We start from the raw sequence: 15,083 nt of genomic DNA, 5'->3' as shown, positions 1-15,083 counted from the left end.
CCAGCCACAACCAACCCGCAGCCAACGACGAAGCCCACCCCCCAGCAGACACCCGAACCCCGCCAACTCCGGCCACCCCAAACCCCCCAAGGGGCGCGGGGAACTGCGCGCCCAGCCACAACCAACCCGCAGCCGAGCCCAAGCCGAACCACAGCCCCCCAGCCCCCGCCCCCCAGCGGAGCGCCTACGCGTTCTTGAACTCCTGCCGCTGCCGACCCAACCCCTCCACCTCCAGCTCGACCACGTCCCCGCCCCGCAGATACGGCTTCGGCTCCGGCTGGCCCATGGCGACGCCGGCCGGAGTGCCGGTGTTGATGACGTCCCCGGGGTACAGCGTCATGAACTGGCTGACGTAGCGGACGACTTCCCCCACCGGGAAGATCTGCTCGGCCGTGGACCCGTCCTGCCGCAGCTCACCGTTGACCCACAGCCTCAGCCGCAGCGCCTGCGGATCCGGCACCTCGTCCGCCGTCACCAGCCAGGGGCCGAGCGGGTTGAACGTCTCGCAGTTCTTCCCCTTGTCCCAGGTCCCGCCCCGCTCGATCTGGAACTCCCGCTCGGAGACGTCGTGCGCCACCGCGTACCCGGCGACGTGCGCGAGCCCGTCCTCGGCCGACTCCAGGTAGCGGGCCGTACGCCCGACGACGACGGCCAGCTCCACCTCCCAGTCGGTCTTGGTGGACCCGCGCGGTACCAGCACGGTGTCGTTCGGCCCGACGACCGTGTCCGGGGCCTTGAAGAAGACGACGGGCTCACCGGGCGGCTCGGCGCCGGTCTCCCGGGCATGGTCGTGGTAGTTGAGCCCGATGCACACGATCTTGCCGATCCGGCCGAGCGGGGGCCCGATCCGCAGCCCCGCCGCGTCCAGCACGGGCAGCTCACCGGCCTCGGCCGCCGCCCGGACCCGGCCGAGCGCGCCGTCGTCGGCGAGCAGGGTGCCGTCGATGTCGTCCACGATCCCCGACAGGTCCCGCAGGGTCCCCCCGGCGTCGAGCAGCGCCGGGCGCTCCGCCCCGGCCGTACCGACTCGCAGCAGCTTCATCGTCACAATCTCCCTCGATCGCGGGCGCCCGGCGGATGGGTGCAGCCATCGCAGGACTGGTCGATCCTCCAAGTCCACTGTCCAGTCCGCAAGACCTTGTTCAGGTACTGGACCGTGCGCAGTCAGCCGGCGGCGGCCATGGCACCGGCCTCGGCGCCGGCGGCGGACCTGCGCGCCTGTGGCCGTCGGGAATAGCCTGGAGGAGCGGCACCGCGACCGGACGGACCCGTTCCGACGCGCTCCGGTCCGACGCGATCCACGGGTGACGTGGGAGCAGGGGGACGCAGAACCGCGGGGGACGTGACGAGGGAGGCGTAAGCCATGCCCTGGAATCTGAACGGCACGTATCTGGAGAGCTGCAACTGCGACACGGTGTGCCCCTGCACCACCTCGGGCCTCACCGCACCGGCCGACCACGAGCGCTGCCAGGTGACCTTCGCCTTCCACGTGGACAGCGGGAACGTGGACGGGGTGGACGTCGCCGACCGCAACGTCGCCGTCTTCATCGACGCGCCCCGGGTCATGGCCGACGGCGGCTGGCAGGCGGCGCTGTACCTCGACGCCTCGGCGGACGACGACCAGGCGGACGCGCTGGGCAAGGTCTTCTCCGGGCAGGCCGGCGGGCCGATGGCGGCGCTCGCCCCGCTCGTCGGCGAAGTCCTCGGAGTGGAGCGCGTCCCCATCGACTACCGCGACGACGGCCGGCGTCACTCCGCGCGGGTGGGCGACGCCATCGACATCGAGATCGAGGACCAGATCGCACCGCAGTTCGGCGAGGACGGTCCGGTCATGGGCCTCACCGGCATGTTCCACCCGGTGAACAGCACGCTGACCATCGCCCGCTCCCGCCGCGCGACGGGCAGCGGCGTCCACGGCCGGTCCTGGGACTTCTCCGGAGGCAACGGCCACTCGGCGCCCTTCACGTGGTCCGCGTGACCGGTCGGCCGGTCGCCGTCGGCAGCAGGGCGGCGGCCCCCTCCGCGCTGCTGCTGGTCGCGGCGGCCGCCGCCTGGGTCTGGCTGGTGACGCGCTGGGGCGGCACGCCGGCGATGCCCGGCACCATGGGTCTGGGCCTGCCCGCATTCCTGGCCGTGTGGACGCTGATGACGGCGGCCATGATGCTGCCCGCGACGGCGCCCGTGGCCGGGCTGTACGCCCGCACGATCGCCGCTCACCGGGTCCCGCGCATGGTCGCCTTCACCGTCGTCTACCTGCTCGTCTGGACCGCGGCCGGGCTGCCCGCCTACGGTCTGGCCGCCGCCCTCGGCCGGGTGACGAGCCTGCCCGCCGTGGCGGGGACCGCGGCGGCCGCGGCCGTCTTCGCGGTCAACGGCGTCTACCAGCTCACCCCCCTCAAGGACCGCTGCCTGGCGAGGTGCCGCTCGCCGGTCGGGACGATGCTGCGCTACGCCTCGTACCCGCCGCCCTGGCGCGACGTTCGCGCCGGACTGCACCACGGGGCCTTCTGCCTGGGGTGCTGCTGGTCGCTGATGCTGGTGCTGGCGGCCTTCGGCGTGATGAACCTGTGGGCCATGGTGGTGCTGGCCGCCGTGATCTCCGTCGAGAAACTGGCTCCGGCCGGCCACCTGGTGGCCCGCGCCGTGGGCGTCACCTCGCTCGCGCTGGCCGTCGCCGTCTTCTGGGTTCCGGCGCTGGCCCCGGCCCTCACCGGCGGCGGCATGACCGGAATGTGAGGGCGCGGGCCTCGCCCGCCGGCCACCCACGTACTCCACCCGTGTCACCGGTCGGCAGTACGGTGTCACCCATGCGCCCCGACACGCCTGCCGAGAACGTCGACCACAACGCCGAAGCGGCACGCCTGGAGCGGATCGCCGGCATGTACCCCGAGGACGCCGAGGCCCTGCTCCTGCGCGCCGCGGCACACCTGGAACTGTCCGGCGACCGCCCCGCCGCGACCACGCTCTACGACCGCCTGCTGTCCTCAGCGGACGGACTGGACGACCCCCACCTCGTCCGCGCCCTGAAGGCCTCGAACCTCTGGGAGTACGACCACGAGGCGGAGGCCAGGGCGATCATCGACGGCATCCGCGCGTCGGCTCCCCGCAACCCGGCCCCCTGGGTGATCGTCGCCGAGTCCCTGGAGTCGCACGACGAGCTGGAGGCGGCGGAGGAGACCTTCACGCAGGCGGCCGGCCTCCTCCTGCCGGACGGCACCGAACCCCCGTACGCCACGCACCCCCTCCTCTACGGCCGCCACCGCGTCCGCCGCATGCTGGGCCTGCCCCACGACCACTGGGACACCCTCGCGGACACCCTGCACACCTCCCCCGTCTCCCTGGACGAGCTCCACGACCCGAAGCGGGTCTGGTCCCTGGGCTCGGACAACCCGGCGGAGCTGGCCGCGGAGATCTCCCGCCTCAACGCCGAGCTGGGCGCCTACCGGGAGGCGCTGTCCCGTCCCTTCCCGGTGGCGGTCCTGCACTGGCCGGCGGCCGAACTGGCGGAACTGCTGGCGGCCTACGCCGACCTGGCCACCGAGTACCCCTCCCACGACGCCCACCTGGCGACCATAGAGGCCTCCCTCCGCGAACTGGCGTCCTCGGGCACCCCCAACCTGGGCATCGTCACCGGCACGGTCCCGTCCTACGAGGCCTTCGCCGCCTCGGAGGGCACGAGCCCGTCCGACCCGGCCCTCCTCCCCCAGTACGCCACGACCCTCGCGGCCCGCGGCCGAGCCATCGCCTGGCCCCCACAGCGCACGGCCTCCTGCTGGTGCGGCTCGGGCGAGGCTTACGGCGAGTGCCATGGAGCCTCGGAGCCGACGGCAGCCGTATAAGGGGTCAAGCCTGACGGAACGAGGTGTAGGGGGCGGATCCGGCCATGCCCCAATCCTGGCTGGCCAGTTACGTCCTCTTCGCCGCCTTCTGGATGTCCGTCGGTGCCCATGCCGACCGGCGCATCTTTGGTCTCTGGGTCGACTCGACGTGTGGGGCCTGCGAAACCTAGCCGTGTCGGTCTTGGCTACTGCGGCGATCACTACTCAGTGGGGCGCCTCGTGGTGGTGTCTCATTCACGGGTGCGGGTGGCCGGTGAATCGCCCAGCCCAGCCCGGGACGAGTCCCTCTTCACGCGGCAGTCAGGAGCTTTGCGATGGGCCCACGGCTAAGCGTGCAGGTGACCAGCAGTCCCTGACGGCTGTGTGCGCTCTGACTAGCCCCGGACTACCCTCGCCTCTGTGTCAGAAGATCTCACGTGGGACGCTCCGGAAGGCTCCTGGGCCTCGTCTGCGGCCCGGCGTCGAAACATGCAGGCCATTCGCAGCCGTGACACAAAGCCGGAGAAACTTATCCGGCAGCTAGTCCACGCTCAAGGATTGCGCTACCGCGTCGCCGCACGGCCGTTGCCAGACCTTCGCCGGACGGCAGACATGGTATTCCGCCCGGCCAAGGTCGCTGTATTCATCGACGGCTGCTACTGGCACGGCTGCCCGGAACACTATGTTCCACCACGCACAAACCCCCGCTACTGGTCCGAAAAGGTCTTGCGTAACGTCCAGCGGGATCGCGACACAGATCAGCACCTTGAGCAGGCCGGGTGGCTCGTACTTCGCTTTTGGGAGCACGAGCCACCAGAAGTTTGCGCCACTCAGATCGCCGATACGGTAACTGCTAGGCGATCCGGCGCAAGACGCACCTAAACCAGCAACTCCATCTGCCGCAAAGAATTTTCCGCTAGGCTGCTCTCTTCGGTATCCATCACATACGCTTCGAGCAGATCATCACGATGCTCGGGTCGCAGCACTGCGGCGATCGATCGTCCGACGGCTTCAGCAACCGGGGGCGGGAACGCGTTGCCGACTTGACGGTATCGAGCCGTCTTTTTCCCCTGGAAAATCCAGCCCTCCGGAAATCCCTGGATCTTGGCTGCCTGCTGAACGGTCAGCATGGGCCCAGCATCCCTGAAGAGGTCCCGCTCAGGCGCGCACTGGTCAGGGTCATTCGCGACACCCATAGCATCCACCCCCAATGCGCTCCAGGCACGCTTCGCCCTGGTAGGCCCTAGGTCAGCGCCGCCATGCTTCCGCGATCCACCCACCAAGGTAGGCGCGATGAACTTGCCGTAGGCTTTATTATGCCAGGCATTGTAAACGGATTCACCCGTCCGCTCCCCTGGCTTAGCAAGTTCACCCCTCTCATTGTTGTCCCAGTACGCCCAGCAGCGCTCATACATGCTTTCATTCAGAGCGCCGAACACTGTCGCTTCGTCACCCTCAAGCCTGAGAGGCCATTCAAATTCCGCGCCAGCTTCTGCAGCATCTTCATGGATCGCGACAAGAATAGCCCTGGGTCGGAGCTGAGGGACCCCGAAGTAGCGTGCATCCATCCTGCGCCAGACGCTACGCATGACGCCATTCTGCTTCTCAGTCGACCAGTGGTCTTCGACTTTGGGGACCAGGTAGCCGTAGTTCCGCAGTTCATTAAGGATAAATCTGCGGTAATCGATGAAAACCTCCGGAGGCTCAAGAATCCCCCGCACATTTTCAATCATAATGGCCTTGGGCTTAAGCTTCTTGATAATTTCCAGGGCCGCCGGGAAAAGGTCTCGCTCGTCATCTTTACCCAACCTCTTCCCCGCCAAAGAAAACGGAGGACAGGGGACACCGCCGGCCAGCAAATCCAAGTCGCCCGGTGAGATGCTTAGCGCCTTAAGCTCCCGAGAATTGAGGAAATCATTTACGTCCATGGGAGCGAGAGAAGCAGCCTTCTCCGACGTCCATCCAGGCCAGGCCCCGACGTTTGCCTTGAGAGTCTCGACTGCGTGCGCGTCCCACTCGACGAGAGCCAAGTGATCGAAACCTGCCTTGTGCAGCCCAACGGCTTGCCCGCCAGCCCCCGCGCAGATCTCGATCGAGGTCAGTGACGGGGTGAACTGCGGACGCTGAGGGCCGCTGGCGCGCATGGCGCTCCTCCTGGTGGCTCATGGATCGTTCCGTCAAGTGCCCGTGATCAACCGCCGGCCACTTGACATCAAGAGTTTCCCACTTCCGCGCCCTTGCGGGGAACAAGCCTGCAAGCGAGGGCCCGGTCATGACCGGCCCTGCCAGATCGAGCCGGGCCGGGAAACCAAAGTACAGAACCTACCTAGTCCCTATGTGCCGAAGCAAGGCTTCGATATCGCTTGGCGCCAGCCCCGCCGCAACCGACGGTTCCTCTTCCAAGTCAGCAAGCTGCTGCACCGTAGGGTCGTCCAGGATGCGCCCCATGAACTCAAGCTTCTGGTCAAGACGCACCTCCACCACCTCATCGACGGTGTCGCGCGCAGCAAGCACCGTAACCCTGGTGTCCGTCTCCGGTGCCAGTCCAAGGCGATGGATCCGGTCCAGGCTCTGCAGGAAGCGCCCTGCCATGAAGTCCCGGTCAACATAAACTGCGTCGTGACAGACATGGTGAAGGCTGATGCCCTCACCCAGTGTCGCGGGGTTGGAGATGAGCACCATGCAGCCCGGGTCCTCGCGGAAGCGGCGCAGTTGCTCCTCCCGGTCCGCCGTACCTCCGTAGACCACGGCCGGGCCGTACTTCTCCAGCATCCTTTCCAAGGTTGTCAGGCTGCGGACGAACGTCGTCCAGACCAAAGTCTTGCGTCCCCGGGCAGCGTTTTCGGCGACGATGGTCACCGCTTCTTTGTACTTGGGGGAGAGTTCGTAGTCCGGGAGGTTCTGCATCAGCGAGTACAGCGAGCTGTCCTGAGGTATGTCCAGCGGGGGCAACTGGTACGCCAACGGCTCATAACGGCTGGCTCCCTCCAGCAGGAGAGCCGGGCTCGTCGCCGCCATAAGCAGCCTTAGCGCCGTCTTGCCCAGCGCACTGAGATCGTCCCGCGCTGTGCCGTTGCTCACACCGCCCACCAGTGAGTCGTAGATCTCTTTGTGCAGCGGCGGCATGTCCACGTACCGCATTCGCAGTTGCATGGGCGGCAGGCCCAGCTCCTGCTTGGTGGTTCTGGTGAACAGAGGCCGAAGTACGGAACTGGCGTACGCGAGGTCACCGCCCGCCACGGCCTGGACAACGGTGCGCTGCCCGTGGCCTGGCCACACGAAGCCAAGCAGGTTCTCTAGATCCTTGGAGCCGTTTGGCGCCGGCGTGCCGGTAAGGATCATCCGCCGTGCCGCAAGGGGACCCAGAGCCATGCACGCGGCACCATACGTGCCTCTCGCACCAAGCTTCATCCTGTGCGCCTCATCAAGGATGATCATGGAAGGGGCGGCCTTCAACCAGCCGGCGAGTCTCGGCAGGGAGCGGTCCAGACGCTCATAGTTGACGATGAGAACCTCGGCCCACTGGTCCATCGAACCGTCTAGCACGTTCGTACGCAGCGGATATCTGAGACACACCGCCGTCTCATATTGCCAGGACTCATACGCCGACTTCGGGCAGACCACCAGCAGTCGGCTGACTTTCCCCTGTTCCTTCTGCGCTGCATAGACCGCCAGACCCACGCGAGTCTTCCCTGCGCCTGGCACACTGAAGTTCGCCCCGTGCTGCAGCGACAGAAGCTTGGCGATGTCCCGACGCTGAAACTCACTTAGCTCCGCCTGCCAGGTGTCTCCCAGCAGGTTCGGCACCGCGTCCGGAGTGACCTCACCGCGCGCTTCCGTACCCGCGAGCCGCGCCTGCACCGTGTTGGCGTCCTGTATGACACCGGACACCAGGTCGCGCAGTTCCGGAGACCACTCGACGCCAGTGTGATGCGGCCATCCACTGAGAGCGCCCAGGTTGGCTAGCAGTTCATCGAGAGCGACCGACGCACTGAGCGGGCTCATCTGGCCGCCCGTGCGAAAACGGGCAACCAGTTGGACGAGGTCCTCGCGGTATTCGTCGGTGGTCCTCAGAATGACCTGGGTCCGCGTCTCATCGAATCCGAGACGCAGGGAGGTTCCGGCCGAGTCCGTCACCGCGACTCCTCCGACGACACAGCCTTGAGCAGCCAGGCCACCCCGTCGCCGGGAGTGGGCAGCCCACGGCCGGCCTGTTGAGCGAGCTTGCGCAAACTGCTCCGCAACTTGAGGACCGCCTCGTCGAAGGCTTCTTCGTCCAGGCTGCGGGACGTGCGGGCTTGAACTAGGTCCATGACGCACTGGTCGATACTCGCACTCGCTTCCGCCAGCCGGGCCGGCGCGAGCTGCTTGCGCTTACGCAGTCGCGCGCTACGCCCGGCGGCCTCGATCGCCTCGTCGAACGCCTTCCTGGCGTCGTCGAGAACGGCCTGGCTCTTCCCCTTCTCGCTGTCGGCCAGGCTTCCTCCCGAACTGCGCACGGCAGCGGCGGCCCTGAGAAGCCCATCGTTGAGCGCCCGCGCCTCCGAGACAGCCGAGGAAGCACCCGGAACCGTCAGCCCCAGCCCAGGAATGGGTACGGCGTCCTCGCCGCTCACCTCGGTTCTTAGGAGGCCTGGCAGCGTGTCAGCAAGGTAGTCCTCCTTCAGGAACTCCTCGTCGATGTGCCTGACGTCTGTCTTGGAGAAGTCGAGAAGGATCGCAGCCAAGCGCCACTCCTTGAGGATCTCCGCCTGGTCACGGTCGACGCCCTCCAACTTCACGTACAGCCGGTGCAGTTCCTTGAGACGCTCCTGGGCACCTTCCCAGTCGACCAGACGCAGCGCTACGCCCCCGCCGCTCCTGCTGCGGTCGATCAGTTCCTTGATGGTGCTGAGAATCCACCGTTCCTGGTGATACGTCTTCACCAGGATCCGGAACTCCTTGGCGATCTGCTCGGGCGTTCTGCCTAGCGACGCCTGCTCTTCCATAGCGAGCAGCCGGTTGATGTACGTGTAGTCACGGCGGTGATCCATCCGCAGCTGCAGCGACAGCTCGACAGCGTTGATGTCGGCCCAGGTGAACGACTCAGGAAGCACCCCCACTCGCATCGTCTGTACGCGAAGGTCCCGTAGCGCCACCGCACGCGTATTGCCGTTCACCAGAATGCCCTGGTGGGTAACGAGCCCGGGATCGTTCTGCCCGAACTGCTCCAGGCTCTCCTTGAGCTTGTCGAAGTCGGGATCGCGCAGATTGGGATCGGTGGGCGAGGCCTTGAGGAGGAACGTGAGGTACTCCTGGCTGTCCTGCGTCCAGGGGTCCTTATCAAGTGCCTCATCGGCGTCCGCGTTGTGGCTGCGCTGGGCACGGATTCTGTGCGTGCCCGGGTTGAGGTACAGTCCGCTGAGCGGAAGGTCGATCACCTCTACATGGGCATGCTGTTCGTTCCAGTCAACCCTTACGGTCTCCCTGGTCCCACCGGCGGCCTTGGCTTCCTGGACCTTCTTCTTGATCAGTTCACTGAACTCGGCCGCTCTCGGCGGCGGCGAAAATTCCCTCAGCACTGTTTCTCGTCCCTCTGTCTTCGCTGTTCTGCGCTCAGTCGTCCATGCCGTCAGCCGCGTCGGCATCGTCGAGCGCACCGGCGACGGCCTTTCGGGCCTCTTCGGGCAGGGTCCGGTACAGACCCCACAACCTGTCGATCGGCTCCGGCGACCGCCGGTCAGCAGCGATCCAGCCGGCCAGGATCCGCCTCTCCATCGGTGACAAGTCCTCGACGAGTTCAAGCAGCGCCTCCAGGTTCACCTCACGGTCGCCGCTCCCCGAGCCGCACCGCTTGCATTCGGTGACCAACTGATGCTCCTCTGACCCGTCAGCCAGCACGACCTTGCGGCGTGCGACGTTCAGCACAGCCTGCGTCACGTCATCGTCGCCGTACTCCTCACCTGACGCGATGCCACAAGACCGGCAGAGGTAGCCGTCCGCCTGGAACACTTTCTGCCGCTGTGCCGCGGTGAGGCTGTTTTTGTGCCTGGGTGTCTTCGCCTGGCCCGGGATCCAGACGTCAGCGCCCCGGGAGACAAACCGCTGTTCGTCCTGCTTAAGCGACGGGTCATCGCGGCTGAAGTCAATGCGCCAGCCGTAGTCACGCAACTGCCGGATGCGTCGGTCGATCTGCGCAACATCGGAGAAGGCGGAGCGCAGATCGGCCTTCGTGAAGATGTTGCCCTCCCCTACCTCAGTGGCGAGCCACAGCGCGGCACGCGCCATGCTTCCGACCTTGCGGTTCCCGTCCAGCTTCTTCTGCCACGACGGCAGTGACATCCAGCACCTCCGGATCGTTCACATCACATACCGCCTTGAATGCCCACATCAAGAGCGAACGGTATGCAAGCGGAATACGCCCCCCACTAACTGGCGGTTCCCAACAGCTCTCAGTCTTCCACTGCAACCCGAATGAACGTCCAGCCCCAGCACACTTGCTCAGCAACTAGCAAGGGCGCACCGTCAGCCCCATGCACAATGGCGCCCGAGGGCGGCAGCGTTGATGGAACGTCGACGGTGAGGCGGAGAGGAACGGACATGGCACGTGCTGGAGTTGCAACAGGCACAGCCAAGTGGATGGACAAGCAACTCCACAGTGACGTACGTCCACACATGCGGAATCTCGCCGAGGCGCTGCAAGCGCTCTGTCGGCATCTGCTTCCTGACAAAGTGGCCAGAAGCACAGGAAGGCGGCTGACTCAGGCAAAAGCCGCCAGCCGCATACACTGCTGCGAGAGTTCTTTGTCCAGGTTTCTGAGGGGACAATCCCTACCGGACCTGGCAATCGTGAAGGCGCTACACAGAGCCGCGTGCTCTGACGCTGGCAACGAACAGGCCGTCAGCGTGACCATCGAGGCGCTGACACTGCTGCATGAGAAGGCAGAAGCGGAACGGAATCGCCGGGGCGATGAGAGGCTGACTGCTGAGGTAGACGCTCTGACCGAGCAGTTGCAGAGAGCGGAGTCCGATCGCAGGACTCTCCAGCAAAAGGTCGCAGAGTTGGCCGCGCTGCGCGACGAGATCGCCGATCTGAGAGGAGCGGTCAAGGAGCTCAAGGCCATCAGAGCCGGCTTGCAAGCGCGTCTTGCGGCACGAACCTCACCGGGTCCGCTGCCGGTCCCCCGCCGCAGGGGGGACCGGCAGCGGATGCGAACAGATGTTGCCGCCGTACGCAGTCTGGCCGCACAAGCGGGGAGGCTCGACATGGAGGGCCGGGCAGAAGTCGCGCTTAGGCTGCTGCGTCGATCCACGGAAGTCCTTAACCCACTGGAGACGGCGGAAGTTCTCCTGCTCCTGCGTCACCGACAGCATGACGAACTCGCCGACAACCTCATTCACGTCTACGGTCGCGACCAGGGCGACCAGGATGTGCTGCACGTGGCACTAAGCCTGCACGAACAGGGCTCCTTTACAGACGTCGGCGCGATACTGCATGCGGCGCTGGAGTGACCGCCGGCTCAGCCGCGCTGACGGGTGCGGCTGAGCTGCCGGCATCGGCCTATGCCGCCTCTGCCTCGAAGTGCATCTGGGCCCGGTCCAGCACGTCATCCGGGTCTAGGCCGCGTGCGGACGTCCAGTGCAGCAGATCGGCGATCAGCTCGACCGCTGACTCCTCCAAGACCACTTCACACCGCCCCGGCCAAGCTGCCCCTCCGCGCTCTCGATAGTTCTCCAGCGCGCCGACTGCACGCTCCATCCGCAGGCGCACGGCCCCAGAGCCCAGCTCGATCTCACACCACACGGACTTGCCCAGTGCTGAGACGACAGTCCCCCAGTCCACCGACATTGCAGCGAGCATGTGTAGCCCGCGGCCGCACTCCGCGTCGCAGTCGGCGATGCGCGGAGAGGGCAGGGAGCGGCTCTTGTCGTGCATCTCAACGCGCAGCCGCTCGCCCTTCCACTCAAGAATCAGGGCCGCTGGTGTGCCCTCACCCACATGCTTGATGACGTTCGTCGCCAACTCCGTTACGACGAGCTGGGCCGCATCGCTAACTGCTGGCACGCCCCACTGGCCGAGCTGCGTGTCGGCTGCTCGCCGCAGCAGGCGTACTTCCGCCGGCAGTGCCTCAAAGGGCAGCACACAGCGGCGCTGGCAGTCCTTGGTCTCGATGGCGGGCATAAGCACTTCTCCCTCCCGTGCCACACGCATGCTGCGCCTGCCGTGTCGGAACGGCTGCATCGCGTAGCTGTCCGTCACCGAGGATGCCAGAGAGAACTCTCAATATGTAACTTCTCATAGCTCTCTATCGAGTGAATCGCATAGTGGCTCGACCACGGGGTTACCTAGCCTGTTCAAGCCCCGAGCGACTGCCCGGGTTACGCGCTGGAGGAGTTCCATGTCCGTAAGGGCCACCACACGTCGCCGTCAACTCGGAGCCACGTTGCGCAAGTTGCGTGCTCGTAAAGGCATGACCCTTGAAGAGGCGGGCGGGCTGGTCGGCGTATCGAAGGCAACGGTCAGCCGCTATGAGACGCAGGCGGGGCCGGTGAAGTGGATCATCGTTGACGCACTCTGCCGACAGTACGGAGCTACTGACTCCGAGCGAGAAACTGTCGTGAAGCTGGCCAAGGACGCCAAGCAGCAGGGCTGGTGGAGTTCGTTCGCCGACTCCATCCCGGAGAGCATGAACCTGATGCTCACCCTTGAGGACGAGGCGGTACGTGAGGACCACTTCTCCTGCGTCTACGTCCCGGGCCTTCTCCAGACCCGCGCATACAGCACCGCGCTGCAGAAGGCCAACGAGATCCCCTTGGAGCCGGCAGAGATCGAGCGGCTGGTGGACATCCGCATGAAGCGGCAGGAGATTCTCACCCGGCCGAAGCCGTTCCGGCTGTGGGCCATCCTCGACGAGTCCGTGATCCGCCGGGTCGTGGGCTCGTCCGAGACCATGAAGGAGCAGCTCGGGCGGCTTCTCGAAGTCAACGAGTCGCCGCATGTCACCCTTCAAGTGCTGCCGTTCTCCAATGGGGCGCACGGCGCCGCTCTCGGCAGCTTCGTGATCATCGGCGGTACTGAGTCAGCTCTTGACGTGGTCTACGTGGACTTCCACACCGGCTCCCTCTTCCTGGAGAAGGACGAGGAACTGGAGCGATACAGACTTGCGTTCGAGTACCTTCGCGCACAAGCGTTGGACATGGAGGCTTCCTCCACCCTGATCCACCGCGCACGCAAGGAGCTCTAGATGCCTTTCCGTCCTTTCGCCCCTCACGAGTTCGCGTGGTTCAAGTCGTCTTACAGCGGTGCGAATGCAACCGAGTGCGTTGAGTGCGCGTACGCCGACGACGGCACGCTCGTCCGTGACTCGAAGCGGACGGATGGTCCCGCATTGAGAGTGAGTGGTGAGACTTGGCGCTCGTTCATAAACGCTCTGACACGGGGCTCGCTCGGATAGACCCAAGCAGGCATCGCGGATTGCGCACGCGGCCCGCCGGCCTCCCGCCGTGCGAGCCGGGCCAGTCGTGTCGGGGACACAGGTCCGCTGGCTGAGGGCCTGCCGGTCCCGTTCTCAGTCTTGGTTGTTCGGCGTGGGATCGTCGTCCGGCGTCGTGGGCTGTGAAGGCTTCTTGGTCTGGCCGGGGGCGCTCGGGTTGGCGGAGGGCGGGTGGGATGTGTTGCCGGGCTGGTGAGCGGAGGGGCTTTGGGGGGCGGGGGCGGTGCTGCTGGTGTCGGGGGACGTGTCGGGCGTCGTCGCCGTCCGGGAGGGCGAGGGGAGGGTCCTGGAGGCGGGCTGGGCGTGGGAGGCGGCCGGAGTGGGCGGGCCGGAGGCCCCGGGGGTGGGCCGGGTGGGTGTCGAACCGATCGGCCGGGAGGCCGGGCGGGGGGCGGCCGGCGGGGCGGTGTTGGACTGGCCGCCGGGTATCGCCGTGCCGGCCTTGCCGCCCTTGCCGGGCGCCGGGTGGTCGGGGGTCGTCGCGGTGGAGGTCGCGTCGGCTCGGTCCTGGCTGGTTCCGCCGGCGCCCGGGGACATGGAGAAGGCCGTGCCCAGGGTCACCGAGAGGGCGGCCAGGGCCGTGCCCACCGCCAGGCGGCGGCTGTGCCGGCGGCCGTCGGCGGCCCTGGCGGGCTGTCGTCCGGTGGCCGCTGCCGCGGGTGCGTCCGCGCGGCCGGGGCGGGCGGCCGCCGTCCTCAGCTTCTCCGTGCGGGCCGGGCGGGTCGCCGCCCCGCCCGGCGCGTGGGCCGCGGAGGGCGCCGTGACCGGCAGCGGGCGCGGGGCGTTGTGCGCGGTCAGGGCCGCGAGGGTACGCGCGCACTGCTCGGCGTCGGGGCGTGCCGCCGGGTCCTTGGCGGTCATGGCGCGCAGCAGGTCCGCCAGTTCGGGCGAGATCCAGGCGGGAAGTTCGGGGGCGCGCAGGAGTCGGGCGACCGCGGCCTCCAGGGGGGTGCCCGGGTACTCCATTGTTCCTTTCAGGCATTCCAGCAGGACCAGGCCGAGCGCGTAGACGTCGGCGGCCGGACCGACGCACCCGCCCTCCACCTGCTCGGGAGCCAGGTAGGCGGCGGTGCCGGTCAGCACGTCGGGGGCCGTCTGGCGGGTGGCGTCCGCGAGGAGCGCGATGCCGAAGTCGGCCAGGTGGGGTTCGCCGGCCGGGTCGAGCAGGACGTTGGACGGCTTGACGTCGCGGTGCACGATGTCGGCCCGGTGGACGTGGGCGAGTGCCCGGGCGAGGCCGGCGCCCAGCGCGGCCACGCGCGCCTCGGGCAGCGGGCCGCTCTCCAGGACGCTGTGCAGCGTGGGGCCTTCGACCAGTTGCATGACCAGGTACGTACGGTCGTCCTGGCGGCCGGAGTCGTAGACCGTGACCAGCCCGGGGTGCTGGAGGCGGGCCAGGAGGACGGCCTCCGCGGTGAGACGGTCCTCGGTCTGCGGGCCCGGGCCCGGCCGGAACACCTTGACGGCCACGGGTCGTCCGAGGCGCGTGTCGACGGCCTCGTAGACGTCGGCCATGCCGCCCGATCCGATTCTCTCGCCCAACCGGTAGCGTCCGGTCAGGACGTGAGGGGACCCCGGTTCCGCTGCGACCGGCGCGGGGGCCGGCGGGACTGCCGTTCGGCTGGCCTTCATCTAAGTCTCCGTTGCTGTCACCTCGTGCCGGGCTCGGCCATGGGCCGTACTTCGAGCCGGGTACCCGAGCACGTGTCAGGTATCCGGACGAAGTCGCGGGTTCGGAGTACGTCGTGGCGGTGGCCGGGGTCCGCCGGGCGGCCGGGACGTGAAGTACGTC

Annotated in this window: 14 protein-coding genes; 7 read left to right on the top strand and 7 right to left on the bottom strand. The window is 67.1% G+C overall.

The window, feature by feature from the left end:
* Window positions 1–184: 184 nt before the first annotated feature.
* On the bottom strand, window positions 185–1,042 hold the full coding sequence (locus TNCT1_RS30535; RefSeq protein ID WP_143638527.1) for a fumarylacetoacetate hydrolase family protein: 858 nt from the start codon (window positions 1,040–1,042) through the stop codon (window positions 185–187).
* 321 nt (window positions 1,043–1,363) lie between these two features.
* On the opposite strand from TNCT1_RS30535, the gene TNCT1_RS30530 reads away from it, so the two are divergent.
* From TNCT1_RS30530 to TNCT1_RS30515, 4 genes are all read left to right on the top strand, one after another.
* Window positions 1,364–1,978, top strand: a complete 615-nt coding sequence (locus tag TNCT1_RS30530) for a DUF1326 domain-containing protein (RefSeq protein ID WP_143638525.1) — start codon at window positions 1,364–1,366, stop codon at window positions 1,976–1,978.
* A complete protein-coding gene (locus tag TNCT1_RS30525; RefSeq protein ID WP_143638523.1) occupies window positions 1,975–2,736 on the top strand; it encodes a DUF2182 domain-containing protein in 762 nt (253 codons plus the stop codon). Before TNCT1_RS30530 ends, TNCT1_RS30525 begins: the two co-directional genes overlap by 4 nt.
* 71 nt (window positions 2,737–2,807) lie before the next feature.
* Window positions 2,808–3,839 carry an SEC-C domain-containing protein gene (locus tag TNCT1_RS30520; protein ID WP_143638521.1) on the top strand — a complete coding sequence of 344 codons (1,032 nt, stop codon included), beginning with the start codon at window positions 2,808–2,810 and terminating at the stop codon, window positions 3,837–3,839.
* Between the two features lie 399 nt (window positions 3,840–4,238).
* A complete protein-coding gene (locus TNCT1_RS30515) occupies window positions 4,239–4,700 on the top strand; it encodes a very short patch repair endonuclease (RefSeq protein ID WP_143638519.1) in 462 nt (153 codons plus the stop codon).
* On the opposite strand, the gene TNCT1_RS30510 is transcribed toward TNCT1_RS30515, so the two are convergent.
* From TNCT1_RS30510 to TNCT1_RS30495, 4 genes are all read right to left on the bottom strand, one after another.
* Window positions 4,697–5,962 (bottom strand): DNA cytosine methyltransferase, encoded by a 1,266-nt coding sequence (locus TNCT1_RS30510; RefSeq protein ID WP_143638516.1) that lies wholly within the window; start codon window positions 5,960–5,962, stop codon window positions 4,697–4,699. The two genes, TNCT1_RS30515 and TNCT1_RS30510, sit on opposite strands and share 4 nt — an antisense overlap.
* Before the next feature lie 178 nt (window positions 5,963–6,140).
* Complete coding sequence (locus tag TNCT1_RS30505; RefSeq protein ID WP_143638514.1) at window positions 6,141–7,955, bottom strand: DEAD/DEAH box helicase; 1,815 nt, start codon at window positions 7,953–7,955, stop codon at window positions 6,141–6,143.
* Window positions 7,952–9,379 (bottom strand): hypothetical protein, encoded by a 1,428-nt coding sequence (locus TNCT1_RS30500; protein ID WP_143638512.1) that lies wholly within the window; start codon window positions 9,377–9,379, stop codon window positions 7,952–7,954. The genes TNCT1_RS30505 and TNCT1_RS30500 overlap by 4 nt, the downstream gene beginning before the upstream one ends.
* A 34-nt stretch (window positions 9,380–9,413) precedes the next feature.
* Window positions 9,414–10,139 (bottom strand): hypothetical protein, encoded by a 726-nt coding sequence (locus TNCT1_RS30495; RefSeq protein ID WP_143638510.1) that lies wholly within the window; start codon window positions 10,137–10,139, stop codon window positions 9,414–9,416.
* Between the two features lie 564 nt (window positions 10,140–10,703).
* Between TNCT1_RS30495 and TNCT1_RS30490 the strand changes: the two genes are divergently transcribed.
* Window positions 10,704–11,309 (top strand): hypothetical protein, encoded by a 606-nt coding sequence (locus tag TNCT1_RS30490; protein ID WP_143638508.1) that lies wholly within the window; start codon window positions 10,704–10,706, stop codon window positions 11,307–11,309.
* A 49-nt stretch (window positions 11,310–11,358) separates the two neighbouring features.
* On the opposite strand, the gene TNCT1_RS30485 is transcribed toward TNCT1_RS30490, so the two are convergent.
* Window positions 11,359–11,979 carry an ATP-binding protein gene (locus TNCT1_RS30485; RefSeq protein WP_143638506.1) on the bottom strand — a complete coding sequence of 207 codons (621 nt, stop codon included), beginning with the start codon at window positions 11,977–11,979 and terminating at the stop codon, window positions 11,359–11,361.
* Between the two features lie 217 nt (window positions 11,980–12,196).
* Between TNCT1_RS30485 and TNCT1_RS30480 the strand changes: the two genes are divergently transcribed.
* Both TNCT1_RS30480 and TNCT1_RS30475 read left to right on the top strand, forming a co-directional pair.
* The gene (locus TNCT1_RS30480; protein WP_143638504.1) at window positions 12,197–13,042 is read left to right on the top strand and encodes a helix-turn-helix transcriptional regulator; all 846 of its coding nucleotides are present in this window, start codon (window positions 12,197–12,199) and stop codon (window positions 13,040–13,042) included.
* Entirely contained in the window at window positions 13,043–13,252 is a 210-nt protein-coding gene (locus tag TNCT1_RS30475) for a DUF397 domain-containing protein (protein ID WP_143638502.1), read from the top strand.
* A 114-nt stretch (window positions 13,253–13,366) separates the two neighbouring features.
* Here TNCT1_RS30475 and TNCT1_RS36735 read toward each other — a convergent pair whose 3' ends face one another.
* Window positions 13,367–14,923 (bottom strand): protein kinase, encoded by a 1,557-nt coding sequence (locus TNCT1_RS36735; protein ID WP_373920515.1) that lies wholly within the window; start codon window positions 14,921–14,923, stop codon window positions 13,367–13,369.
* Window positions 14,924–15,083 lie beyond the last annotated feature (160 nt).

This window comes from Streptomyces sp. 1-11, from assembly GCF_007176755.1.
Lineage (GTDB): Bacteria > Actinomycetota > Actinomycetes > Streptomycetales > Streptomycetaceae > Streptomyces.
Note: the sequence above shows the minus strand (reverse complement) of the source record. Positions and strands in the feature narration are given on the sequence as shown.